Source organism: Ruegeria sp. AF7, assembly GCF_056541885.1.
The window spans coordinates 1,075,709-1,100,354 of the sequence record NZ_JBQFYX010000001.1 but is presented as its reverse complement, the minus strand read 5'-3'; the positions used below and the strand labels follow the sequence as shown (position 1 = coordinate 1,100,354).

General features: G+C 56.8%; 24 protein-coding genes and 1 pseudogene. 17 read left to right on the top strand and 8 right to left on the bottom strand.

Features of this window, described 5'->3' with window-relative positions:
- Positions 1-79 precede the first annotated feature (79 nt).
- Positions 80-247 (top strand): type II toxin-antitoxin system RelE/ParE family toxin, encoded by a 168-nt coding sequence (locus tag ACR0AP_RS05480; RefSeq protein ID WP_480505828.1) that lies wholly within the window; start codon positions 80-82, stop codon positions 245-247.
- Between the two features lie 257 nt (positions 248-504).
- Here ACR0AP_RS05480 and ACR0AP_RS05475 read toward each other — a convergent pair whose 3' ends face one another.
- Complete coding sequence (locus tag ACR0AP_RS05475; RefSeq protein WP_480505778.1) at positions 505-1,347, bottom strand: SDR family NAD(P)-dependent oxidoreductase; 843 nt, start codon at positions 1,345-1,347, stop codon at positions 505-507.
- A 36-nt stretch (positions 1,348-1,383) separates the two neighbouring features.
- A complete protein-coding gene (locus tag ACR0AP_RS05470) occupies positions 1,384-2,196 on the bottom strand; it encodes an SDR family oxidoreductase (RefSeq protein WP_480505776.1) in 813 nt (270 codons plus the stop codon).
- A gap of 200 nt (positions 2,197-2,396) precedes the next feature.
- Here ACR0AP_RS05470 and ACR0AP_RS05465 point away from each other — a divergent pair, with 200 nt between their 5' ends.
- From ACR0AP_RS05465 to ACR0AP_RS05435, 7 genes are all read left to right on the top strand, one after another.
- On the top strand, positions 2,397-3,104 hold the full coding sequence (locus tag ACR0AP_RS05465) for an IS6 family transposase (RefSeq protein WP_480505774.1): 708 nt from the start codon (positions 2,397-2,399) through the stop codon (positions 3,102-3,104).
- 295 nt (positions 3,105-3,399) lie between these two features.
- Positions 3,400-3,870: an Rrf2 family transcriptional regulator gene (locus tag ACR0AP_RS05460; protein WP_480476276.1), complete on the top strand. Its 471-nt coding sequence runs from the start codon at positions 3,400-3,402 to the stop codon at positions 3,868-3,870.
- Entirely contained in the window at positions 3,867-4,532 is a 666-nt protein-coding gene (locus ACR0AP_RS05455) for a Crp/Fnr family transcriptional regulator (RefSeq protein WP_480505772.1), read from the top strand. The genes ACR0AP_RS05460 and ACR0AP_RS05455 overlap by 4 nt, the downstream gene beginning before the upstream one ends.
- Before the next feature lie 150 nt (positions 4,533-4,682).
- Complete coding sequence (locus ACR0AP_RS05450) at positions 4,683-5,303, top strand: hypothetical protein (RefSeq protein ID WP_480505770.1); 621 nt, start codon at positions 4,683-4,685, stop codon at positions 5,301-5,303.
- A gap of 92 nt (positions 5,304-5,395) precedes the next feature.
- Entirely contained in the window at positions 5,396-6,280 is an 885-nt protein-coding gene (locus ACR0AP_RS05445; RefSeq protein ID WP_480486479.1) for an MBL fold metallo-hydrolase, read from the top strand.
- Between the two features lie 15 nt (positions 6,281-6,295).
- A complete protein-coding gene (locus ACR0AP_RS05440; RefSeq protein ID WP_480505769.1) occupies positions 6,296-7,978 on the top strand; it encodes a bifunctional protein tyrosine phosphatase family protein/NAD(P)/FAD-dependent oxidoreductase in 1,683 nt (560 codons plus the stop codon).
- Between the two features lie 99 nt (positions 7,979-8,077).
- On the top strand, positions 8,078-9,814 hold the full coding sequence (locus tag ACR0AP_RS05435; RefSeq protein ID WP_480505767.1) for a SulP family inorganic anion transporter: 1,737 nt from the start codon (positions 8,078-8,080) through the stop codon (positions 9,812-9,814).
- A 133-nt stretch (positions 9,815-9,947) separates the two neighbouring features.
- Here ACR0AP_RS05435 and ACR0AP_RS05430 read toward each other — a convergent pair whose 3' ends face one another.
- A complete protein-coding gene (locus tag ACR0AP_RS05430; RefSeq protein WP_480505765.1) occupies positions 9,948-10,871 on the bottom strand; it encodes a LysR family transcriptional regulator in 924 nt (307 codons plus the stop codon).
- Between the two features lie 104 nt (positions 10,872-10,975).
- Between ACR0AP_RS05430 and cuyA the strand changes: the two genes are divergently transcribed.
- Both cuyA and cuyB read left to right on the top strand, forming a co-directional pair.
- Entirely contained in the window at positions 10,976-11,989 is a 1,014-nt protein-coding gene (gene cuyA, locus ACR0AP_RS05425) for a D-cysteate sulfo-lyase (protein ID WP_480505764.1), read from the top strand.
- A gap of 3 nt (positions 11,990-11,992) precedes the next feature.
- Complete coding sequence (gene cuyB, locus ACR0AP_RS05420) at positions 11,993-12,700, top strand: cysteate racemase (RefSeq protein WP_480505762.1); 708 nt, start codon at positions 11,993-11,995, stop codon at positions 12,698-12,700.
- 83 nt (positions 12,701-12,783) lie between these two features.
- Here cuyB and ACR0AP_RS05415 read toward each other — a convergent pair whose 3' ends face one another.
- Genes ACR0AP_RS05415 through ACR0AP_RS05395 form a run of 5 tightly spaced genes read right to left on the bottom strand, consistent with a single transcriptional unit; the run spans position 12,784 to position 17,583 of the window.
- The gene (locus ACR0AP_RS05415; protein WP_480505761.1) at positions 12,784-14,262 is read right to left on the bottom strand and encodes an aldehyde dehydrogenase; all 1,479 of its coding nucleotides are present in this window, start codon (positions 14,260-14,262) and stop codon (positions 12,784-12,786) included.
- 9 nt (positions 14,263-14,271) lie between these two features.
- Entirely contained in the window at positions 14,272-15,306 is a 1,035-nt protein-coding gene (locus ACR0AP_RS05410) for an LLM class flavin-dependent oxidoreductase (RefSeq protein ID WP_480505759.1), read from the bottom strand.
- A gap of 3 nt (positions 15,307-15,309) precedes the next feature.
- Positions 15,310-16,227, bottom strand: a complete 918-nt coding sequence (locus ACR0AP_RS05405; RefSeq protein WP_480505758.1) for a flavin reductase family protein — start codon at positions 16,225-16,227, stop codon at positions 15,310-15,312.
- Positions 16,224-17,012: an alpha/beta fold hydrolase gene (locus ACR0AP_RS05400; protein ID WP_480505756.1), complete on the bottom strand. Its 789-nt coding sequence runs from the start codon at positions 17,010-17,012 to the stop codon at positions 16,224-16,226. Before ACR0AP_RS05400 ends, ACR0AP_RS05405 begins: the two co-directional genes overlap by 4 nt.
- Positions 16,984-17,583 carry an amino acid synthesis family protein gene (locus tag ACR0AP_RS05395; protein ID WP_480481716.1) on the bottom strand — a complete coding sequence of 200 codons (600 nt, stop codon included), beginning with the start codon at positions 17,581-17,583 and terminating at the stop codon, positions 16,984-16,986. Before ACR0AP_RS05395 ends, ACR0AP_RS05400 begins: the two co-directional genes overlap by 29 nt.
- Before the next feature lie 107 nt (positions 17,584-17,690).
- Here ACR0AP_RS05395 and ACR0AP_RS05390 point away from each other — a divergent pair, with 107 nt between their 5' ends.
- From ACR0AP_RS05390 to ACR0AP_RS05360, 7 genes and pseudogenes are all read left to right on the top strand, one after another.
- Entirely contained in the window at positions 17,691-18,563 is an 873-nt protein-coding gene (locus ACR0AP_RS05390; RefSeq protein WP_480481714.1) for a LysR family transcriptional regulator, read from the top strand.
- Positions 18,564-18,632: 69 nt separating this feature from the next.
- Entirely contained in the window at positions 18,633-19,676 is a 1,044-nt protein-coding gene (locus ACR0AP_RS05385) for a pyridoxal-phosphate dependent enzyme (RefSeq protein WP_480505754.1), read from the top strand.
- Positions 19,673-20,213, top strand: a pseudogene (locus ACR0AP_RS05380) (M24 family metallopeptidase); the annotation flags it as partial. The gene ACR0AP_RS05385 and the pseudogene ACR0AP_RS05380, both read left to right, overlap by 4 nt.
- A 104-nt stretch (positions 20,214-20,317) precedes the next feature.
- Complete coding sequence (locus ACR0AP_RS05375) at positions 20,318-20,866, top strand: maleate cis-trans isomerase family protein (RefSeq protein ID WP_480505753.1); 549 nt, start codon at positions 20,318-20,320, stop codon at positions 20,864-20,866.
- 136 nt (positions 20,867-21,002) lie between these two features.
- Complete coding sequence (locus ACR0AP_RS05370) at positions 21,003-22,103, top strand: ABC transporter ATP-binding protein (RefSeq protein WP_480505751.1); 1,101 nt, start codon at positions 21,003-21,005, stop codon at positions 22,101-22,103.
- A gap of 103 nt (positions 22,104-22,206) precedes the next feature.
- The gene (locus ACR0AP_RS05365; RefSeq protein ID WP_480505749.1) at positions 22,207-23,298 is read left to right on the top strand and encodes an extracellular solute-binding protein; all 1,092 of its coding nucleotides are present in this window, start codon (positions 22,207-22,209) and stop codon (positions 23,296-23,298) included.
- A 71-nt stretch (positions 23,299-23,369) separates the two neighbouring features.
- Positions 23,370-24,644, top strand: a complete 1,275-nt coding sequence (locus ACR0AP_RS05360; protein WP_480505747.1) for an ABC transporter permease — start codon at positions 23,370-23,372, stop codon at positions 24,642-24,644.
- The last annotated feature ends 2 nt before the right edge of the window (positions 24,645-24,646 follow it).

Sequence of the window (24,646 nt, the reverse complement as noted above, 5' to 3'; positions counted from 1 at the left end):
GCTTGAGCTACGCAAGGGCTCCGCTCAGCAGGCCTTGACCGCAACCTAATCACAAGAAAGAAACAGGAACGGATTCTACATCCAAACGGCCCGGATCAAGGGGCTGGGTCACAGACCATCTTTAGTCCGCGAGGGATATCTCAAGACATTGATCGGTAGGCATGCGATTTACTATCAAATTCGAGGCGAGTTGATCGCGATCATCAGAATACTGCATCAAAGTATGGATATGGAACAGCACTTGTAGTCTCGGCGAATGGCAGAAATGCGGGCTGCACACACAGCATTTGATCGCATTGTCCAAGGTATCCTTCGAGCCGGAGCGAAGGCCGGATTTGACTATGGCCAATTTAATGCTGCGAAGCCGAGAACGACGACATTGAGCCCAAAGTCTCAGATGCCGCGCTTCGTACGAATGTTTGCTAGGTATTTCGACGAGGTGTAAGCCCTGTGATTTGGATAGCAGTTTCGTTGGCTCCATTTACGGCCGCACTTTTGGAGCGGCTATTCCGAGACCTCGTGGGTGGCAAAGGCATCCGCATAGTCAGGATGCCAGCGCGACAGCGCGGGCCGGTTATGGACAATATCACCCAGGGCCCATTCGACGCGTTTCCTGTCGCGGGCTTCTGAGACATCGTTGTCGGGGCAGAGAATATAGAAATCTCCGTTCGACATGCGCTTCAGCAGATAGTCGATGGCCTCGACGCTTGACCATGCCGCCGCGGGCTTTTCGGGCATGAACTTCTGGATCATGCCCGTATAGGTAAAGCCGGGCACAAACAAATGGACGCTGATTTCGGCACCCGCCTCGCGCAGCTCGTGGGCCAGCATCTCGGTCATGACCTTCACAGCGGCCTTGCTGGTGTTATAGGCGGCGTTACCGGGTGGCGTGGTGATCCCCTGTTTCGAGCCTGTGTTGATAACCACGGCAGGGCGTGCTGCGGCGATCATCCGCGGCAGGAAGGCGTGCACTCCGCTCATGACGCCAAACAGATTGACCTCTATCAGTTTCCGCCAGTTCTCACTGTTTTCCCAACTGCCGGTCGGCAGCGCAATCCCGGCATTGTTCATCAAAACAGCCACCTCTCCGAGTTCAAAGACCTGATCGGCGAGATCCGTCATGGCTGCGGCGTTGGTCACGTCCGCGGGGATCGCCCGAACCGTCTGGGACGTATCCGCCAGTTCGATCAAATCCGCCTCGGCCTTGTCCAGCGCCTCTCCCGGAAGATCGACCAGCACAACACCCAGACCCGCCTGCAGGAACCGTTTGGCCGCAGCGAGACCCACGCCGCTTGCCGCCCCGGTGACAACGGCCAGGCCGCCTTTTTCGACTGCTTTTTGGTACATGTTTTTTCCTCTCATGATGACGGGTCACGTCGTGTTTCAGGGCGCCATCTTTTGTTTAATGCCCCCGATGAACGCCGCATCGTCCTGTTGTTTGCGGGCATCCAGCAAAGCCTCGGCATCAGGTCCTGCGCGATACCGTAAACGGTCGCTGCTATCGTTGGCCGCGTCCCAAATCACCTCAGCAACCGTCTCTGGCGCAGAAGGGTTCGATGCGAGTCTGCCGAACAGGCGCCCCATGGCTTCGGCCATCGGCGTGTAGCCTGACAGATTTTCATCCATCGCAAAATCGAACGAGCTGCCGCCGAAATTCGTCTGGATCATGCCAGGCTGAACAATACGCACCCGTATGCCCAACGGTTCCAACTCGTAGTGCAGGGCTTCGGACAGACCTTCCACCGCAAACTTGGTGCCGTGATAAAGCGCACCCAGTGGGAAGGTGATCTGCCCACCGATGGACGAGATATTGATCACCGTGCCGGAACGGTTTTGACGAAAGTGCGGAAGCACCGCTTTGGTCACCTCTATCAAGCCGATAACGTTGGTGTCGAACTGGCGTCGGATGCGGTCCATCGTAAAGGCTTCGAGCGCGCCATAGGCCCCATAGCCTGCATTGTTCAGCAAAACGTCGATCTGTCCAAAGCGATCGATGCCCTCTGCCACGGCCGTCGCGATTGATTTGGCATCCGTCACGTCCAGCCGCGCCAGGTGGACGTTCTCCAAATTGGCAAGATCCAAGCCGCTGGCAGGGGTCCGCATCGTGGCAACGACGTTCCATCCCCTGGCCTGAAAATACCCGGCCGTTGCCGCGCCGATACCAGACGACGCGCCGGTAATTAGAATGGTCTTCATATCATCGATCCCCTGGTGCCTATAGGCACAATACTCAAGAAATCTGCGTGACTCTTTTTCTATACTCCAAAATTTTTGCACAATTCTCTGGAAACGGAATTTTTTTAAGAAGTAAGTCTGCGTCCATGCAAAAGGAGGGCAAAGGCCTTATCAGAAGAACTTTGGTTGAGCGAGTTAGGGTTGTTGCGTAGCTTTTGCCCATGACCAATCCGGCCTCTTTCAAGTATTTCAAATCCAGTCCCGAGATCATCCGCCTTGCAGTGATGCTGTACATCCGTTTCCCGCTCTCGCTTCGGAACGTCGAAGATCTGTTGCACGAGCGAGGCATCGACGTGAGTCACGAAACCGTCCGATATTGGTGGAACAGGTTTGGTCCAATGTTTGCAGCTGAGATCCGACGGAAGCGTGTTCAGCAACTGCGCGCCTTCTCCAAATGGAAGTGGCACGTTGACGAGGTTTTTGTGAAGGTGAATGGCAAGCGGCATTATCTTTGGCGGGCTGTTGATCACGAAGGTGAGGTGCTGGAAGCCGTTGTCACCAAACGCCGAAACAAAGCTGCAGCACTGAAATTCCTCAAGAAATTGATAAAGCGGCACGGTTGCGCCGAAGAGATCGTCACAGATCGCTTCGCTTCCTACAAGGCTGCGCTCAGAGAAATGGGCGCGCTCGAAAAACAACAGACGGGCAGGTGGCTCAACAACCGCGTCGAGAATTCGCACCTGCCGTTTCGACGACGCGAACGCGCGATGCAACGTTTCAGGCGCATGCGAAGTTTACAGAAATTCGCCTCCGTCCACTCTTCCGTCTACAACCACTTCAACCAGCAAAGATCGCTAAGCAGCAGAGATACCTTCAAGCTGACACGCACCGCCGCTCTCGCCGAGTGGCGTCAACTTTGTTCCGGATAGGTTCGCGGTTCCCGCGGCACACTGAGACTGGTTCGAATTCGTCTGACAGCACCGCCACTCATACCGTCTTTGTTCAGCTTTTTTGCAGAGAGTTGAACTGCCGCGCCGGCCGGACGCCAACAGCTTCCCGATCAAAGATGCCGTGATGTTCGTTGCGCCCCAGTCAGCGACCCAGTCGCTGCGCAGGTCAGGTAAGTTGGCCTGACTTCACCCTCAGCAAAACACATGGTCAGTGAAAACACACAGAAATTGCAAATAAGTTATATTGCGCCTAGAGCTTTTGCCGGAGGCACGCATGAAACTGACATCCTATTCCAACTATGCGCTGCGATCTTTGCAACTGGCTGCGCTCAAGGCCCCAGATCGCATTCGCGTTGACGATGTCGTGCGGGTGCACGGCCTTGCCCGGCCGCATATTGTAAAAATCGTGCACGAGTTGGGTCGGGCCGGGTATCTGGAAACAGCACGCGGCAGAGGCGGTGGTTTCCGGTTGGCTAAACCCGCGGAACAGATAAAGATCGGCGATGTAATTCGCCTGACCGAAGGGCCCCTGGATGTGGTCGAATGCTTTAACCCTGAAAAAAACACCTGCCCTCTGATCGGTATATGTAAATTGTCCCAAGCGATCCAAAAAGCGACCGGGGCATTCATGGCTGTGCTTGATGATCTGACGCTGGCTGACATTGCCTCAAACAGAAACGAGTTGTTAAACCGTATCGCGCCGATTGAGGAGGGCATCGTGGCACCTATGCGCAACGCAAGATGACAATCCTAGATTGGACTGAGCGATTTCACGGGACTAGTCGCCTTCCGAAAGCTGTGCGTGAAAGGTTGCGTACAGCGGCCCGTATCGTGCGGTGCCCAAAAGGCGCTCAGGTATTCGGCCCTGACAACGTTCCCGACAGCCTATTGTTCTTGTACGACGGACGGATTCGCGTTTCTCAAAGTTCGGATTCGGGCCGCGAGATCGTGCTCTATCGGGTCGAGGCGGGGGAAAGCTGTGTACTGACGACGGCCTGTATGCTGGCAGAAGAAGCATATAACGCTGAAGGTATTGCCGAAACCGACGTAACGGCGGTGACGTTGCCGAAACATGCCTTTGACCGTTTGATCTCGGAAGAAGACGCATTTCGCGAGTTTGTATTCGAGGCCTACTCGCGCCGACTGATTGATCTGTTGCGGGTGGTCGATGACGTGGCATTCGGGCACCTGGATATTCGCCTGGCTGAACGTCTTCTGGTTCTGGCCGGGGGGCGGGAAGACATTCAGGCAACGCATCAGCAACTTGCCAGCGAACTGGGCACCGCGCGTGAAGTTGTCTCGCGGATATTGCAGGACTTTCAAAAGCGCGAGATGATTACCCAATCGCGGGGGCGCATTACGATAACCGACAAGGCGGCATTGGAACGCTTGGCGCAAAGCACTTGACCATTTCGGGAAATTTTCCGGTTTCGTGACTTTGTCACTGAAGTCAGGATTTCAAAGTTATATTTACTCTTCAACTTTTCAAGCCGCCAAGGTGATTGCAGGTCTGACGTGAAGGCCGGATATGGGCTGGCAGAAACGGAGGAGACGAAGATGAATGAGCGCAAACCCGCCCGGACGTTCGGCGGCATTGCCATTGCGCTGCTAGTTGCTGCTTTGGTCGGCGCGGCTGGCAGTTACATCTTTCTGATGTCCGGGCCCGGGCATCGCCAGGGCATGGCCGGTGAACGGGCAGAGCATCGTCACGGTGCAGATGGGCAAGGCCACGACGAGGTCAACATGCCGGGGCTGCGGGGCGAGAACGCGACGCTCGAGGAAAGCGCCGAGCTGGCTGTGATGTTCCGCAATTTCGATACGATCACACGCGAGGTTGAAAACCTTCCTAACGGTATTCGCACTGTCACACGATCTTCCGACCCGGATGTCATGGATGCTCTGATCTCCCATGTTGCCGGGATGATCGATCGGGTGGGCCGCAAGGATGATCCAATGATCATTATTCAGAGTCCGACCCTCGACATATTTTTTGACCATGGCGACAAGATCACCTCAGACATCGAAGTGACATCCGAAGGAATCGTAGTGGTGCAAACATCCGACGATCCGGAAATAGCCAAAGCCATGCATATCCATGCGGCCGAAGTGAGCGCGATGGCGGATCGCGGCATGGACGCCGTCCACGAAATGATGATGACACGCGGCGGAAACGGGTAACGGATCCGCGCCAGTTAGGAGGCAAGATCATGAATGATCAGAAGTCTATCGAGAGACACAACCAAAAGATGGCCGACGCGATAGCGACGCCGATTGACAGCTACCCGGTGGATCTGAGCGTGAAGCCCGATGTCCAGGGTTTTTACGACGAGGCGACCGCGACAATCAGTTATATCGTTGCAGATCCGACCTCGAATGCCTGTGCGATTATCGACAGTGTCATGGACATCGATTATGCCGCTGGCCGCATTACGTTTGGCCATGCCGACATGCTGATTGCCGAGGTTGAAAAGAGGGGGCTCAAGCTGGAATGGATCATTGAGACCCACGCCCATGCCGACCACCTGTCAGCCGCGCCTTACATTCAGCAAAAGCTGGGCGGTAAGATCGGCATCGGTGAAAACATCAAGATCGTGCAAGACGTGTTTGGCAAAATCTTCAATGAAGGCACCGAATTTCAGCGGGATGGCAGCCAGTTTGATGCCCTGTTCGTCGATGGCATGACCTATAAGATCGGCAACATGACCGCCTTTACCATGCATACACCGGGCCACACACCCGCCTGCATGGTGCATGTTGTCGGGGATGCAGCCTTTGTGGGCGACACGTTGTTCATGCCTGACGGTGGCTCCGCGCGGGCCGATTTCCCCGGTGGCGACGCGGGGACATTATTTGACTCGATCCACAAGGTGCTCAGCCTGCCGGACGAAACCCGGCTGTTCATGTGTCACGATTATGGTCCCAACGGGCGAGACATCCAGTGGGAAACCACGGTGGCCGAGGAGAAGGCCCACAACATTCACGTGGGCGGTGGCAAGACTAGGGACGAGTTCATCAAGATGCGGTCCGAGCGCGACGCGACGCTGGCGATGCCGACGCTGATCGTACCCTCTATTCAGGTCAACATCCGGGCGGGCGGCATTCCAACGGACCAGGATGGGAACCAGATGCTCAAAGTCCCAGTCAACAAGCTCTGAACGCAAGAGGCACCCATGGACATCAGAAAGATATCAGGCGCAGTTTCGGTGTCGCCGCAGGTTACGCCAGGTGACATAGAGGCCATAAAAGGCGCGGGCTTTCGTGCCATCATTTGCAACCGCCCCGATGGCGAAGGTGCCGATCAGCCGACATTCGAGGAGATCGAGGTAGCAGCAGAGAAACTGGGTCTCGAGGTACGCTATGTTCCAGTGCAAACCGGGATCGTCAGGGACGAAGACGCCGATGCCTTTGGCCGCGCGCTGACCGAGTTGCCGGGTCCGGTTCTGGCCTATTGCCGGACCGGCACGCGCTCGGCCACTTTGTGGTCGCTGAACGAGGCGGCGCACAAGCGTCCGGTGTCCGAGATTCTGTCAGCCACAAAGGTAGCCGGTTATGACATGAGCGGCGTTGCCCGCCGCATTGCCAATGGTGGGAAAACGCCGACCGACACGGGCGACGCATCCTTCGACGTGGTTATCGTGGGCGGTGGGGCAGGCGGTATCGCCACTGCGGCCAGCCTGCACGCGCGCAAATCCGACCTGTCCATTGCCATAATTGATCCGTCTGACGTACATTATTATCAGCCCGGCTGGACTTTGGTGGGCGGGGGTGTCTTCTCAGCAGAACAGACCGCCAAGACGATGGGGTCGCTGATCCCGCGCGGGGTGAAGTGGATCAAGGCGGCAGTTGCGGCCTTCGAGCCGCAGAACAATGCCGTAATTCTGGATGGCTGTCGCGTGGTGAAATACGACCGTCTTGTCGTATCTCCGGGGCTCAAGCTGGACTGGGGCGCGGTCGAAGGGCTGGAAGAAACCTTGGGCCGCAACGGGGTGACTTCGAACTACCGTTATGATCTGGCGCCCTACACATGGCAGCTTGTCGAAGGGCTTAAGGAAGGCCGGGCGCTGTTCACACAGCCGCCAATGCCGATCAAATGCGCGGGTGCGCCACAAAAAGCGTTGTACCTGTCGGGCGATGCGTGGTTCCGGCGAGGCGTTCTGAAGGATATCGACATCCAGTTCATGAACGCGGGCGGCGTGCTGTTCGGGGTCAAGGACTATGTCCCGGCGCTAATGGAATATGTCACAAAATACGACGCCTCGTTGAATTTCTTTCACAATCTGGTGTCGGTAGATGGGACGGCAAAAAAAGCGACCTTTAAGGTCGCAGTGCCCGACACCGAGCCCGAGTTGGTCACGGTCGAGTTTGACATGATGCATGTCTGCCCACCACAGGTCGCGCCGGACTTTATTCGCGTGTCGCCGCTGGCGGATGCTGCGGGCTGGGTCGATGTTGATCAGGCGACACTGCGCCACAAGAGTTTCGACAATATCTGGTCGCTGGGTGACGTGATGAACGCGCCCAACGCCAAAACCGCTGCGGCGGCGCGTAAACAGGCACCGACCGTGGCCGATAATATCGTGGCAGACATTCAGGGCCGCGGCCCAGTTGCCGCCTATGACGGCTACGGTTCGTGCCCGTTGACGGTCGAGCGCGGCAAGATCGTTCTGGCCGAGTTTGCCTATGGTGGGGTGATGACACCCAGCTTCCCGAAACTCCTGATCGACGGAACCCAACCCAGCCGGTTGGCGTGGCTGTTGAAAGAGAAGCTGCTGCCACCGATTTACTGGTCCGCGATGCTGAAGGGCAAAGAGTGGTTGGCCAAGCCCGAACCACTGAAGGTGGCGACCGATTAACTCCTTTCGAAACTGACACCGGAAGAACCGGTGTCAGTTCTGGCCTGTCCCGCCTCCGCCAAATGTGCAACGGGCCGCCGCTTTTCAGGACGTGAACCTATGCAGAGCCTTTTACGTTTCCTTCCAATTCTGGACTGGGGTCGCCAGTATAGCCGTGCGTCGCTGTCGAATGATCTGATCGCGGCAGTAATCGTCACGATCATGCTGATCCCACAGTCCTTGGCCTATGCCCTGCTGGCAGGGCTGCCGCCCGAGGCCGGGATCTATGCTTCGATATTGCCGATCATCCTTTATGCTGTTTTTGGCACCAGTCGGGCGTTGGCGGTGGGGCCTGTCGCGGTAGTGTCACTGCTGACAGCCAGCGCTGTGGGGCAGGTGGCCGAGCAGGGCACGGCCGGATACATGGTGGCGGCACTGACGCTGGCTTTCCTGTCGGGTGGGTTTCTGGTGCTGCTGGGCGTTTTTCGACTGGGCTTTCTGGCCAATTTCCTCAGCCATCCTGTCATCGCAGGTTTCATTACCGCATCGGGCATCCTGATCGCGACCAGCCAGTTAAAGCACATTCTGGGTGTCAGCGCCCATGGGCATACCCTGCCAGGGATGCTGGACTCAATCTTCGAAAACTTCGGGCAAACCAATTGGCTGACGGTAATCATCGGCGTGCTGGCCACTGCGTTCCTGTTCTGGGTGCGCAAGAACCTCAAGCCAGCGTTGCGGCGCATGGGGGTGCCGCCCCTGCTGGCTGACGTGCTGACCAAGGCTGGACCAGTTGCCGCCGTGGTGGTGACCACGGTTGTCGTCTGGGGCTTCGGGCTGGATGCGCAGGGCGTCAAGATCGTCGGCGAAGTGCCTCAGAACCTGCCGCCGCTGACTTTGCCGGGGCTGTCCCCGGACCTCATCGGTGCATTGCTGGTGCCAGCGATCCTGATCTCGATCATCGGTTTCGTCGAAAGCATCTCGGTTGCGCAGACGCTGGCTGCCAAGAAACGCCAGCGCGTGGACCCCGATCAGGAGTTGATCGGTCTGGGCGCAGCCAACCTGGGCGCGGCATTTACCGGCGGCTTTCCGGTCACCGGTGGGTTCTCACGCTCGGTCGTGAACTTCGATGCGGGGGCGGAAACCCCGGCGGCAGGCATCTATACCGCTGGTGGTCTGGCGATCGCCGCACTGTTCCTGACACCGCTGGTGTACTTTTTGCCCAAGGCCACGCTGGCCGCGACGATCATTGTTGCGGTGCTGAGCCTTGTGGACCTGTCAATCCTGAAAAAGACCTGGGGATATTCGCGCGCCGATTTTACAGCGGTGGCCGCCACCATCGTCCTGACTTTGTTGGCCGGGGTCGAAACCGGCGTGGCCAGCGGCGTGGCAATTTCGATCCTTCTGCATCTCTACAAAACCTCGCGCCCACATGTGGCCGAGGTCGGGCTTGTGCCGGGTACGCAACACTTCCGCAACATCAATCGCCACAAGGTCGACACCGAGCCGTCACTGGTGACGCTGCGGGTGGATGAAAGCCTGTATTTCGTGAACGCCCGTTTCCTCGAAGACCTGATTCAGGCGCGTGTGACCGAGGGCTGCGAAATCCGCAACGTGGTTTTGATGTTCTCAGCGGTGAACGAAGTCGACTTTTCGGCCCTCGAAAGCCTTGAGGCCATCAACCACCGCCTGCGTGACATGGGCGTTGGTCTGCACCTGTCCGAAGTCAAAGGCCCCGTCATGGACCGTCTGAAACAGTCGCATTTCCTCGACGACCTCAACGGGCAAATCTTTCTGGCTCAGTACGACGCATGGCAGCGGTTGACCGCACCGGACAGAGTAACAGCAGCGGCAGAGTAACCGGAGACGCATTCAGGTCAGAGTCCCGCGGGAAGTGCCGATGCGGGTTTAACACTCGGGTTCAACTTGAATGGGTAGGATGCGGTGGGTGGCACTTATCCACGTTCAGGAAGGGATTTGCTACGACGTCAGATCAATAATGCAACGTAGCGAAATCAAGTGGAAGCGCATCAAAGCTTTGCCAGATTTGCTCACAATACTCGGACTGAGCAACCGCAAAACGAACCATCCTGATTGTCAGTTCCTGTGAAGGAAGCGTGCTGTCAGCGCGTTGAAGCTGACCTGTTGCCAGGGACGCAGCAACCAGAGAATGAGGTAACCAGGCAACGCCAATTCCATTGATGGCATATTGTTGCATCGCAAGTGTCAGGGCTGTTTCAGCTCTGGTCACAAGTGTGGTTTCCTCTGGTAATCGCGGCGCGATTTTCCGAGCGAAAACTTGACCCAGAAACACATCGGGCGGATAGCCTATGACCGGAAGTGCCGCACTGGTGATTTTGTTGCGAACAGAGGGCGCGCAAATGGGAATCAAAGTGTCCGTGCCAAGTGTCTTGGCTTCGAATGCGTCACCAATACTGCTTATTTCGTCGCCCGGAACCGAATACATGATCGCAAAATCGACCTGTTTTGAGATCAGGTTCAACAGACATTCGTCCTGGTTCCCCGATCGCACGTGAATTGAGATATCGTCATTCTCGGTCAGCGTTTGCACGATCCTTGGCGAAATCGTGGTCGTCAAAGCATGTTGGCACACAAACGACAGTGACTTCCCGGTTTGGTCATTCGCTGTCTTCAGCACATGTCGCAGTTTGTGCAGCCGCGTACTAAGCTCTCTCAGTTCGGGCTCTAATGACTGAATGCCAGGCATAAGTGATACGGGCTTGCGGCGGCGGTCAAACAGGGTGGCTCCGACGCTGTTTTCGATAAGCCGTATCCTCCGGGTGAAGGCCGATTGAGTGAGAAGCCGCTTTTCAGCGGCTCGTGTCAACGAACCGCCATCCAAAACAGCCAAAATGTCATCGATCCATTCCAAGCGCATGGGGTTTAAATAGACCAAGGATATCTAATATGCAATTCATGCAAGTTATGAGTTGAATTTCGAATTAGATACGCGGTTCAAGCGATGATAAATTGCCGAAAGTCAATGTTAGGAGCCTCCACATGCATCTCGCCCGCTTTCCCCGTGTGCACCTTGCCCATCTGCCGACGCCGTTGGAGCCGATGAAGCGACTGTCCAAAGAGCTGGGGGTGGAAATCTGGATCAAACGCGATGACTGCACCGGTATGTCGACCGGTGGCAACAAGACCCGAAAGCTGGAATTCCTGATGGCCGAAGCCGAGGCGCAGGGCGCGGATATGGTCATGACGCAAGGGGCGACACAAACCAACCACGGACGACAGACAGCCGCTTTTGCGGCCAAGCTGGGATTTGATTGCCATATCCTGCTGGAAGATCGCACCGGTTATCAGGACGGAAACTACAACACCAACGGCAATGTCCTGTTGGATCACCTGCACGGTGCAACGACCGAAAAATTTCCCGGCGGGCATGACATGCCGGCCGAGATGGAAAAAGCAGCAGAGAAGAAAAGGGCAGAAGGACGCAACGTCTACGTCATCCCCGGCGGTGGATCAAACCCGACAGGTGCCCTTGGCTATGTGAACGCAGCTTTTGAGCTTTTGGGTCAAGCCAACGACCGTGGTTTGAGAATTGACCGGCTGGTGCACGCGACCGGCTCTTCGGGAACGCAGGCGGGGCTGGTGACCGGCATGTGCGCCATGAACGCGAAGGTGCCGGTTCTGGGGATCGGGACCAAGGCGCCCCAGCCTAAACAGGAACAAATGGTTTACGATCTAGCCTGCAAAACAGCCGAGAAGCTGGGATGCGCAGGCGTCGTGAACCGCGAAGACGTGATGGCCAATACCGACTATGTCGGGCAGGGTTATGGCCTGCCAACCGAAAGTGGTATCGAGGCAATCCGAATGTTTGCCGAGCTGGAGGGGATACTTTTGGATCCCTGCTATTCGGCAAAAGGTGCGGCAGGTCTTATTGATCTTGCACGCAAAGGCGAGTTCCAGGACCAGCGTGTCGTATTCCTGCACACCGGCGGTGCAGCGGCCCTGGGAGGGTATGACTTTGTATTTGATCATCAGAACCGCTGGGTCAATATCTGACCAATGACGCGGCCCCCGATCGGTATTCTTGGTGGCATGGGTCCCGAGGCGACTATCCTCCTCCAGCGCAAGTTGGTGGAGGCAGTGCCGGCAAGCGATGATCGTGACCATATCCCGTTGTTGATCGATATGAACCCGCAGGTGCCGTCTCGCATTGCTCACCTGATTGACGGAACGGGCGAGGATCCGGGGCCTGTGCTTGCTGCGATGGCACGTCGTCTTCAAGCTGCCGGGGCTGTGGCATTGGCCATGCCGTGCAACACCGCACATTACTATGCTGCTGCGATTACGGATGCCGCGACTATTCCCTTGTTGAACATGGTGGAATTGGCAGTGGGTCGTGCCGCGCGGATGATCGGACCGGGTGGGTGTGTCGGGATGCTGGCGTCGCCCGCGCTGCAGCGCGTAGGTCTTTTCGACACGGCGTTTCAGGTGCGGGGAATGTCAGTTGTCTGGCCAGCAGATGAGGGCAAGATGCTTGCGGCCATCCGCAGTATCAAGGCCGGTGACTCGTACAATGAGGCACGCCAAACTCTGAATACCGTATCTGCGGAACTGATGGGTGCCGGGGCAGATATGCAAATTATTGCGTGTTCAGAGCTTTCGATAATCGCCGACAGTGTCGCCGCGGACGTAATTGCCGTCGATACGATTGACCTGTTGGTTGATGCAATCATCGCGTTTTCCCAAGCAAATCGCACCCACCCTTGATCCGGCTGAAAGTGGGGCAAGTGATAAGGCTGGAAGACAGCGGTTCTGTGCAGTTGCGATCGTTGATCGTCTTGCAGATCACCTCAGCGCATAACAAAGGGGTTCGACATCGGGTTTTCCGACGTATTCAGCCAAACGGTCTTGGTTCGCGTGTAGTCGTGAATGGCCTCTAACCCTGCTTCCCTGCCATAACCGGATTGGTTGAAGCCGCCAAAGGGCGCGATGGGTGAGACGGCGCGGTAGGTGTTGATCCAGCAGATGCCCGATTGCAGGCGGGATGAAACACGGTGAGCACGGGCGACATTTTCGGTGAAGATACCCGAACCAAGCCCGAATGGCGTGTCATTGGCCAGGTTGATTGCCTCTTCTTCAGTGTCGAAGGGTAGCAAGGACATGACGGGACCGAACATTTCGACCTTCAGGGTCTCTGTCTCGGCACTGGTGCATTCCACCAGCGTTGGGGCCATGAAATGACCTGACCGATCCAGTGGTGCGCCTCCGAAACGAATACGGGCGCCCTGTTCCTTGGCCTTGGCCAGCGTCGCCTGAATTCTGACAATCTGGGCGTTTGTGCACAGCGGGCCAATATGAGTTTCAGGTTCCAATGGATCGCCGATGACAATGCCCGACATCTTTTCTTCGATTTTGGCGATAAGAGATTCCATAATTGGACGATGGATCAGCCCGCGTGATCCTGCGACGCAGCTTTGACCTGAAGCACCGAAATTGCCCGCGATCAGGCCGTTGGCGGCGCCATCCAGATTGGCATCATCGAAAACTATGATCGGGGATTTTCCACCCAATTCCAATGTGGTTACGGCAAAGTTCTCAGCCGAGTTGCGCACCACATGGCGCGCCGTTTCCGGGCCGCCAGTGAACGCGATCCGGTCCACGTCAGGATGCCGGGTGAGAGGGATCGCACAGTTTTCTGCGTCCCCGGTAATGACGGAGACGACGCCGGGTGGGAATCCCGCTTTGTCGATCAAGCGGGCGAACTCCAGCATTGGGGCGGGCGCAATCTCTGACGCCTTCAGCACAACCGAGCACCCTGCGGCAAGAGCTGGCCCAAGCTTGGTAGCCGTGAGAAACATTTGCGCGTTCCAGGGGACAATTGCGACCACCACGCCAATGGGCTCGCGCCGCGTAAAGACATGCATGTCCGGTTTGTCGATCGGTAGAACCGCGCCTTCGATTTTGTCCGCCAGCCCCGCATAGTAGCGATAATAATCGCCGACATATGCCGTTTGGGTCGCGGTTTCCGCCATCAGCTTGCCACTGTCCTTTGTCTCGATCTCGCCAAGGCGTTCTGCGTTCTGTTCGATCAGTTCTGCAAGGCGGAATAACAGTTTGCCACGTGCGGTTTGCGTCATGTCCCGCCACGCCGGATCATCAAGTGACCGGCGCGCTGCAGAAACGGCGCGCTCTACGTCTTCGGGTGCCGCACAGGCAAAACTGGCCCATTCCTCACCCGTTGCCGGATTCAACGAGGCCATCACTTGCCCACGTGCGCCTTCGGTCCAAGTGCCGTCGATAAATAGCTGGTAATGTGGTTTCTGGTGCATTGCGGCCCCTCACTGAAACTTTGGCATTACATCGTCGATGAAACGGGCAAGCGATGCGCGTTTGCGTTCGAAGCTCATGCCGCTGTCGATCCAAAACGAGTATTCATCATATCCAAGGTCTTCATAGCGTTTCAGACGCTCTGTCACTCCGTCCGCCGTGCCGATTGTCAGATCACGCGCCAGATTTTCGGGTGTCATCATTGCGTTGGCTGCCATTTCTTCTTCGGTCAGCGCCTGAATCAATCCCTGTCGGACTGGTCGCTTGTTTTGGAACCACGCGCCGAAATAGTTATAAAACCGGGACAAATCCCGCGCTGCCTGATCCAGTTCAGCGTCATCGCTCCCGACATAGGTGTGGTGAAGCAGCATGATCTTGGGGCGCGCTCCATCGTGATTGGCGCAGGCGGTTTCAAAACGGGTCATCAGTGTTTCGATTTCTTCGATGCCTTGCCAGAGCGGGGTGACCTGAATGTTGAATCCGTTCTGAACGCCGAACTCGTGGCTGTTCGGATCCCGCGCGGCAATCCAGATGGGCGGGCCGCCGGGTTGAACCGGCTTTGGGGCAGAACTGGTGGTGGGAAACTGAAAGAACTCACCGTCATGCGCGCAGTCGCCTTCCCACAATTTGGGCAGCAGAGGAGCGATCTCTCGCATTCGCTGACCGGCGGTCCATGCGTCCAGACCGGGCATAAGCCGCTCATATTCATAAGAGTAGGCCCCGCGCGCTATGCCCAGCTCGATCCGGCCGCCGGTCATGAGATCCGCTGCGGCTGTCTCGCCCGCCAGTTTGATCGGATGCCAGAACGGCGCGATTACAGTGCCGGTGCCAAGGCGCACGTTTTTGGTATGATGCGCGATGTCCACCAGCGACATCAGAGGGTTGGGTGCGATGGTGAAATCCATCCCGTGATGTTCACCAGTCCAGACCGCACGCATTCCTGCCTGATCCGCCATTTTGCACAGCTCGATGAACTCTTCATGCAGTTTCTCATGCGACTGTTCGGGGCCCAGCCGTTCCATATGGGCAAAAAGGGAAAACTCCATTCTTCAGGTCCTTTCCGACAGGCTGTGCACATCGCCCCGCTGGGCGTCACCCAGATAAAGCGAGAAATTGCGTGTTCGGCTTTCCAGCGCAAAACGAGCCATCATGGTCGCGATAGGTGCTGACGCGTAAGGCAGGGTCGCCAGGTCTTTGATTGCGATTGCCTGTAGCGTGCCATGCCGGGGCAGGGCGGGCGCAGACGCAAGAATGTAAACATGATGCGTGGTGGCATCGTCATAGACGGAATACGCGACGCCAAGGCGCGCATTGATACCCCTGGCCGTCAGGTTCTGCACAAGGCTGTTTCGCAGGTCCTGCCGATCTGACAGCGAAACTTGCGGCGGGAGGAAACCGGCATCTGTTTTCTCCAGCAAGATGTGCCCGTTCTGTTCGATGATTGCGCCGCAGACCACATTTCGCCCGGACGGTTCCAGCGCGCCACGTTCCAGCCCGAGGCTGAAATACTGCCCGTTCGCATAGCCGAGGCCGGGGGCATCGTCCTGAGAATACGTTTCGACCTGACCGATCAGAACGCAATGGTCGCCGGCTTCGACAATCTGATGAGTGCGGCAGGAAAACGTTGCGACTGCCCCCCTGATCAAAGGGACATCGTGCGTATCAAAGCAGTGATCGACTTTGGTAAATCGATCACCTTTGAACCCGGCAAACGTATTGGATACATCTTCCTGCCCCTCAGCCAGAATGTTCACCGCGAAACGGGCGCAGGTTGCGAATTTGTGATATGAAGACAGGTTTTTTCCCGGACAAACCAAAAGCAGGGGCGGGTCGAGAGAAACCGAAGTGAAGGAATTGGCCGTAAAGCCAAGTGGAGTGCCTGCGTCATCGCGCGTCGTCACAACCGTCACACCGGTCATGAACCGTCCAAAAGCACGACGAAGGTCACGAGGATCAAGAGCGGTCATGGGCGCAGCTCATTCAGAAAGCTGGAAATGGCGGCGTTGACCTGATCTGCATGCGTCATCGGCATCATATGTGCAGCGCCTTCAATGATTTGCGCGCGTCCGCTCATCGCGGTGTCCGCCATGGCACGTGACATCTCCGGGATCGAATTGGGCTCAAGACTGCCGGTTAGAAAAAGCGCCGGGCAGCTTAGTTTCTCCAACGTATCGCGTCGGGGGCATCGGCTGTGGGCGAAGACGGAGTAGGCCGTTTTATACGCAGCCGGGTCCATAGCCATCAGCCATCTACGGCAGGCATCGCGCTCGGCCGAGGCGACGTCTCCGAACCATCGATTCAATGTGCTGGTGGGATCAGCGATCGTCCTGCCATCCAGCTGCGCCGCACGGTCGCGCACGGCTTGTGCCGCATTCGCGTCTCTCTCAAAAACCGCGTTCAATGCGACGACCCCACAAACCCGGTCTGACATTTTGGCTGCAAGATCCAGCGCGATCATGGCCCCCATCGAGTGGCCCACCAAAACGACCGGACCACTCAAGCAGTCCAGAACACCCCGTGCCGCTTCGGTGTACGCCGAAAGCCTGATGCTCAGGTCAGTTAATGGGCTGTCTCCATGACCGGGCATGTCCGGGGCGGTCAGGCAACCCTCGGAAGCAAGCCCGTCCAATTGCGCGCCCCAGGCTTCAGCCTGTAAGCCAACACCGTGCAACAGAAGGATATTCTGACCCGAACCAGTCTGGATGGCCGCCAGCCCGCCGATCTCAGACCGCGGCCGGGTTGTCCAGGTCATGGCCCAAATCCTTGAGATCCTGATAACGGTCACCGATACGGTGGTGCGGTCTGCCCGAGGTTGCTGCGCCCAATACGACCACAACTTCGTCATCGCGCGGTGCGTCAGAAATCGAGAACTGAATTGTCAGGTAGTGCGACCTCCGCCCAGCGTCGTTTTTATCCATCAACGGCACCATGATCGGCGCGTTTGCCGGACCGCGTGTGTTGGTGAACGCCAGATAGGATTTCGCGCCGACGGCCTCACGGTAGTGATTGCCAAAGCGCAACGTGTGAATAAGGCCCGAAGCGTGCTCGACCTCACCATTCAGCCCGACCACAGCGGCTTTGCCATAGGCTTCGATTGCCTCTCCACTCCCGGCCAGTTTGATCATGCGTTTCGTCATCATCTCACCCAGAACAGGGCCATAGGCTTGTATCTCGGGTTTAAGGTCTTCCACAAACCGTCCTGCCCAGGGGTTGTGAACCACTGCGGCCACGGCAAACATGCGCCATGGGGTTTTGGCGGCTTGGAAGCCCTCGACAAGGACCTCCTCATCGTAGGTGACAATCTTACGTATTTCCGGTTGCATCAAAGCTCTCCTGTCGCGCTCGCAAACGTTAAAAACGGACAGGGTTTTTGACAAATGATTGAATTATGTGCTTTGCCATTAAAAAGACTAATGGACAGCTTGACCAAATGGGTAAATCTCTTCCACCACTGACCTGGTTCCGATCCTTCGAGGCGGCTGCACGAACGCTTAGCTTTACGGCGGCTGCCGAAGAGATTGGGTTGACGCAATCGGCGGTCAGTCAGCAGGTGAAATCGCTCGAAATGCGTTTGGGGACAGCTCTTTTTGTGAGGCACCCCAGAAGCTTGGCGCTGACGGATGCGGGGCGTAAACTATTGCCCGAGGTTGGCAGCGCGCTTGAAGCGCTTGCCGCGGCTGCCGGGCGCGTGGACGCCAGTGCCTCCGGAGACATCTTGACTGTCGCCACGTCTGTTAGCATCGCTCATTGGGTTATTGCCCCATACCTGTCAGATTTTACCAGACGCCATCCTGAAGTACGCGTTCGGCTTCTCAGTGCGATCTGGCCCGATGATTTCCACGCGTCTCACGCTGATGTTCAGGTTCGGTTCGGGTCAAAGAAACAGGTAGGGCATGGCGCTGTCCGACTGATACCTGACCGGCTGGTTGCTGTGAAATCCCCGGCAGTCGCAGGAGACGTGTTTGACCTGCCGCTGATCGAGGCTGTCGGGACATCAAGTGGGTGGGGCACATGGTTTGAAAAACAGGGCTTGCGCCGCCAACCCGGTGTTTTTGTCGATACATTTGGGATGGCCCTGCAACTGGCCGTTCATGGTAGCGGTGTCGCCTTGGTCAGCGAATTACTGACGACCCATGCGATTGCCGCGGGTCTGGTCGTACGCGTGCATGAATGTTCGGTGGACAGCAACGAAGGGTACTACCTTTCGTCCAACGCTGCCAATCCGGCTGCCCGGTTGTTTCACGACTGGCTGTTGGCGTTGGTTGCAGAACAGGCCTCGAATACCGTCAACGTCCCTGATTGACGTCAGACGTTGGTTGACAGTGTTCCACCGATGGGATCACGTCAACGGGCCTAAACTCAGGGGAGAAGTATGCAGGTCATCACCAATCCACATCGGGCGGGCCAAAAGCTTGCACCGTCTGCGCCGTATCCTTCTACAAATGCTGCCCGTGTTGAAGATTTGCTTTCTCAGTGCCCTGTCGCGAAAGAAACGCCATTGGTGGATGTTGGGAAACTGGCCCCTGTAGCCCAGCTTTGGGTGAAGGATGAGCGGGCGCGGATGAACCTTGGTTCGTTCAAAGCTTTAGGGGCGGCCTATGTAATTGCGCGTCATGCGGCCGAGAGGACAGGTGAGCCGGGTGAACAAACTCTGGCAGGCGCAACCTATGTGACCGCCAGCGCCGGGAACCACGGCATGAGTGTTGCGGCGGGTGCCAGAATTTTCGGCGCGAAGGCTGTCGTCTACATTGCTGAAACGGTGCCCGAAACCTTTGCGGAACGTCTGAAAGACCAAAAAGCCGAGGTTGTTCGAAGTGGTGCTGACTATGCTGCCAGTATGGGGGCAGCGAGAACGGCTGCCGACGAAAACGGATGGATATTGCTGTCGGACAGTTCGTGGGATGGATATTTTGACCTGCCATGGACTCTCATGGAAGGGTATTTGCAAATGGCGGCAGAGGCTGTCAGGCAGTGCCCCGAGGTTCCGACGCATATTCTGTTGCAAGCAGGTGTGGGCGGTTTGGCTGGAGCTGTTGCGGCTTATGCGCGAAAAACCTGGGGCGACGCACCGAAGATCGTTGTGGTTGAACCCGAAGTGGCACCTGCGTTGCAGGCCAGCATAGCTGCCGGAGAATGTGTTTTCGCGGATGGCCCGGACAGCATCATGGGGCGTCTGGATTGCAAGGAACCGTCGTTGATCGCGTTAAACGGATTGGCCCGCGATGCAGACCTGTTCCTGACCCTTTCAGATGACGATGTGGCAGCAAAGCTTGACGCGATGGCTAAGATCGGGCTGGCCACCACGGCATCCGGTGGGGCAGGCCTTGCGGCGGTTATGAACGAAACCGCACGGAATGCCATGGGGATCGACGAACACTCACGCGTGTTATGCTTTCTGTCGGAGATCGCGGAATGAGAGGGTTCGATCAGGCAGAGTTCGAGGCGCGCACCAAACGCGCGCAGGAGCCGATGGGAGCCGCGGATTTGTCGGCGCTGCTGCTGACGGCGGACACTGACTCACATTATTTTACCGGCTATCTGACCCGATTTTAGGAAGGCCCAACCCGACCATTGAACGCTTGCGCGTCGTTCTCGGTGCGCGTCGCATCACCGGAGACCAGGGTATCCTGCGCCGGTTGCGCATGATCAAATCCGAGGCTGAAATTGCCAAGATTCAAACAGCCTGTGATATTGCCGGACGCGCCTTCACCCGCGTGTCCGAGATTGCGCGAGCCGGGGTGCCTCTGAACACGGTTTTTCGCCGCTTCCAGATGCTCTGCCTTGAGGAAAGGGCCGATTGGGTGCCGTATCTTGCAGGCGGGGCAGAGCAGGGTGGCAAAATGATGTAATGCCACCTGCAACTTCCGCACCGCTGGACCTTGGCGATGTACTTATGCCGGATACAAGTCTGGTTTGGGATGGGTATTTCAGTGATTTTGATCGCAATTGGTCTGATCGTGTTACAAACCGATGAAACGTTGGAGCCTGAGTTCAGCTCGTATTTTTTTGGACCGCAAATATCCAATCTAGGTAACGCGTATTCCCAGCGGGATTGAGGTGACGACGGAAAGCCTTGCGGAAATGGAGCGGGCACTGCCAGCCGCCGCCGCATTGCTTCCCAGCGCGCGACCTTATCGCGTTGTCGGGTACGGGTGCACGTCTGCAAGCTCGGTTATCGGGTCCGACCGCGTGGCAGAACTTGTCAAACAGACATGCCAGACCGCCGAGGTTACAAACCCTTTGCGTGCGGCAACGGCCTGTGCGCGACACTTGGGCGTTTCGAAATTCGCGCTGCTGTCGCCCTATATTGAAGAGGTAAACCTTCCCCTGCGCCGGGCCTTTGCCCAAGGCGGAGTGGAGATGGATGTTTTTGGGACATTCGGGGAATCAGAAGAGGCCAAAGTTGTTCGGATTTCGGTGCAATCCGTCATTGACGCTGCCACAAAACTGGGCTCGGACCCGTCGGTTGATGCGGTTTTTCTAAGTTGCACAAACCTTCGCACGCAACAGGCTATTCCCGAGATTTGCGCGCGTATCGGCAAGCCGGTTCTGTCCAGTAATCAAAGTCTTGCGTGGCATATGCGTGCTCTGAACGAAGCCGGGTGAGCTGTTAAATCCCGATATTGTGTAACAAAATCAGGATTCACTGTTGCAATGTGAACATCGCTTGGTCTTAACTAACGGCTACAGATCAATGAAATCCGCAGAAGACGGATAATCATTTGACGTAACAGGGGGTCTTGTGGCCGATACAATGAACGACGCCGCGTTTGTCGAATTCCAACGCGTACAGAAGTCTTATGACGGCGAGAACCTCGTCGTAAAAGACTTAAACCTTGCAATGCCCAAAGGTGAGTTTCTGACAATGCTTGGGCCGTCAGGCTCGGGCAAGACGACTTGCCTTATGATGCTCGCCGGATTTGAAACCGCCACGCACGGTGAAATCCTCCTGGGCGGCAAGCCCATCAACAATATCCCGCCGCACAAGCGCGGTATTGGCATGGTTTTTCAGAACTACGCTTTGTTCCCGCATATGACGGTGGCCGAAAACCTGTCGTTTCCACTGGAAGTCCGTAAACTGGGCAAGTCGGAGCGGGATGAAAAGGTCAAGCGCGCACTGGATATGGTTCAGATGGGCGCCTTTGGTGGCCGACGTCCTGCTCAGCTGTCGGGCGGGCAACAACAGCGGATTGCTCTGGCTCGTGCCTTGGTATTCGAACCCGAACTGGTCTTGATGGACGAGCCATTGGGGGCATTGGACAAGCAGCTGCGTGAACATATGCAGTTCGAAATCACGCGTCTGGCCCATGAGCTTGGGATCACAACAGTCTACGTGACCCACGACCAGACCGAAGCGCTGACCATGTCAGATCGGGTGGCTGTATTTGATGACGGCCGCATTCAACAGCTGGCGCCGCCTGATCAGCTTTACGAAGAGCCGGAAAACAGTTTTGTCGCGCAATTCATTGGTGAAAACAACACGTTGGAAGGTGTTGTTAAATCAATTGACGGCGACACTTGCGTCGTACGTCTGGATGATGGCTCGGAAATCGACGCGGTTCCGATCAACGTCCACAGCGCAGGCGACCGGACCAAAGTTTCGATCCGCCCTGAACGTGTGGAATTCAACAAAGACCGACTGCATGCTGACGCGCATACTTTGAAAGCAAGGGTCGAAGAGTTCATTTACATGGGCGACGTATTCCGGTTCCGCATGTCCGTTGCCGGAAACAACGAATTCATCGCCAAAACTCGAAATGCGCCTGACGCCGTACGCCTGACCCCCGGTCAAGAGATCGATATTGGCTGGCTGGCACAGGATTGTCGTGCGCTCGACGCATAGACCAAACCGCGCGGGACAAGTGCGGTTAAGCTGAGGGACCGGCCGGTGAAAACCCGTGCATCGGCTGACCACCACATAAAACGGGATGAACTGGGAGTAACACATGAAACCAACCAAGATCATGCTCACTGCGGCTGCAATTGCGACGGCTGCGGGCACTGTTTCAGCCGAGGAGATGACCATCGTTTCCTGGGGCGGTGCCTATTCAAAGTCGCAGTTGAAGGCGTATCACGAGCCCTATTCGGAAAAGACCGGTATCACCATTCTGAACGATGACAGCTCGGCCGAAGCCGTTGCCAAACTGCGCGCAATGAACGAAGCGGGCAACATCACATGGGACGTGGTAGATGTTGTGGCAGCTGACGCGATCCGCCTGTGCGACGAGGGTCTGGCACTGGAAATCGATCCCGACACCATGCTGGCCCCTGCGCCCGATGGTACCTCGGCGGCGGATGACTTCGGCGACCTTCTGGTCAGCGACTGCTTTATCCCGCAGATCGTCTATTCGACAACCTTCGGCTATCGTACCGATCTGGTTGGTGATACGCCACCGACTGACGTCTGTGCGGTTTTCGATACCGAGACCTATCCAGGAAAGCGCTCGCTCGAAAAGCGTGCGATCAACAACATGGAATGGGCTCTGATCTGTGACGGCGTCGCCAAGGATGACGTTTATGACGTACTGGCAACATCCGAAGGACAGGATCAGGCGCTGGCTAAGCTGGCAACGATCAAAGACGATGTTGTCTGGTGGTCAGCCGGCGCAGACACGCCGCAACTTCTGGCTGACGGCGAAATTGTCATGGGTTCGACCTATAACGGTCGTCTGTTCAGCGTGATCGAAGAACAGAAGCAGCCCGTCGCGATGCTGTGGGACGCGCAGATCTTCGACCTTGACGGCTGGATCATCCCTGCCGGTCTGAGCGAAGAGCGTCAGGCACGTGCGCTGGACTACATCATGTTTGCGACCGACACCCAGCGCCTGGCGGATCAAGCCAAGTACATCTCGTACGGTCCGGCCCGCGCCTCGTCAGCTCCGCTGGTGGGTCAGCACGCAGAACTGGGTATCGACATGGCGCCGCACATGCCGACCGACCCGGAGAACGCCAAGAACACGTTCCTGTATAACTACGAGTTCTGGGCAGACTATCGCGATGATATCGAAGCCAAATTCCAGGCTTGGCTTGCGCAATAAGCGCTTGATTTCATGACTTGATCGGGGGGCGGTGCGCCGCCCCCGAACCAAAGAGAAACCAAGGGGCGAACATGACTGACGCAAGCCAAAATGTGGGGCCGATGCTGGCAGCGGACGGAACGCCGCTCAAGCAATCGCTGGCACGTTCACTGCGGCGGCAGAAACTGCGGGCCTTGATGCTCGTAGCTCCGCTGCTGCTGTTTGTCATGTTTTCCTTCATCGTGCCGATTGCATCGATGCTGTTCCGCTCGGTGGAGAACAGCCTGGTGTCGGAAACCCTTCCGTTGACGGTTGAAGCCCTGAAAGACTGGGATGTCCAAAGTGGCGAGCTGCCGGATGAGGCCGTCTACGACGCCTTTGTCCGCGACATGGTCGTGGCTGTCGACAACAAGACACATACCCGTCTGGGCTCGCGCCTGAACTACGAAGAAACCGGCATGTCATCATTGTTCCGCCGGTCCGGTCGCAAGCTGGGCAAGCTTGACCCGGAAACCGACGGGCCGTTCAAGGAACAATTGATCGAGATTCACGAAGGGTGGGGTGACCCGAATACCTGGGCGGTGATCAAGACCCATTCGCCCACGGTCACCAATGGCTATTTCCTGAATGCGGTAGATATGCGCAGAACTCCCGACGGCGCGCAGGCACAACCCGAAGACAAGCAAATCCTTGTAAAGCTGTTCGGTCGAACGCTGTTTATGTCTTTGGTAATAACGGGTGCCTGTATCCTGCTGGCTTATCCGGTCAGCTATTTGCTGGCGACGTTGCCGATGCGTGTCTCAAATCTGCTGATGATCCTTGTGCTTCTGCCGTTCTGGACGTCACTGTTGGTGCGGACGTCGGCGTGGAAGGTGATGCTGCAACAACAGGGCGTGATCAACGAAACGCTGGTCTGGCTGGGGTTAGTGGCTGACGATGCGCGACTGGTGATCATCAATAACCAGATCGGTACGATCACCGCAATGACGCATATCCTGCTGCCGTTCATGATCCTGCCCATGTATTCGGTGATGCAGACCATTCCGGAATCCTACACGCGTGCCGCGAAATCCATGGGTGCGACCAACTGGACGACGTTCTGGCGCATCTACTTCCCGCAATCTATTCCGGGTATCGGCGCGGGTTCAATCCTCGTGTTCATTTTGGCGATTGGCTACTACATCACGCCTGAAATCGTGGGCGGTACCAAAGGTGTCTTCATCTCGAACCGGATCGCCTATCACATCTCGTCCTCACTGAACTGGGGACTGGCGGCGGCGCTGGGAACGATACTTCTGGCGGTCGTTCTGCTGCTCTACTGGGTCTACGACAAGATCGTGGGCATTGATAACGTGAAGCTGGGATAATC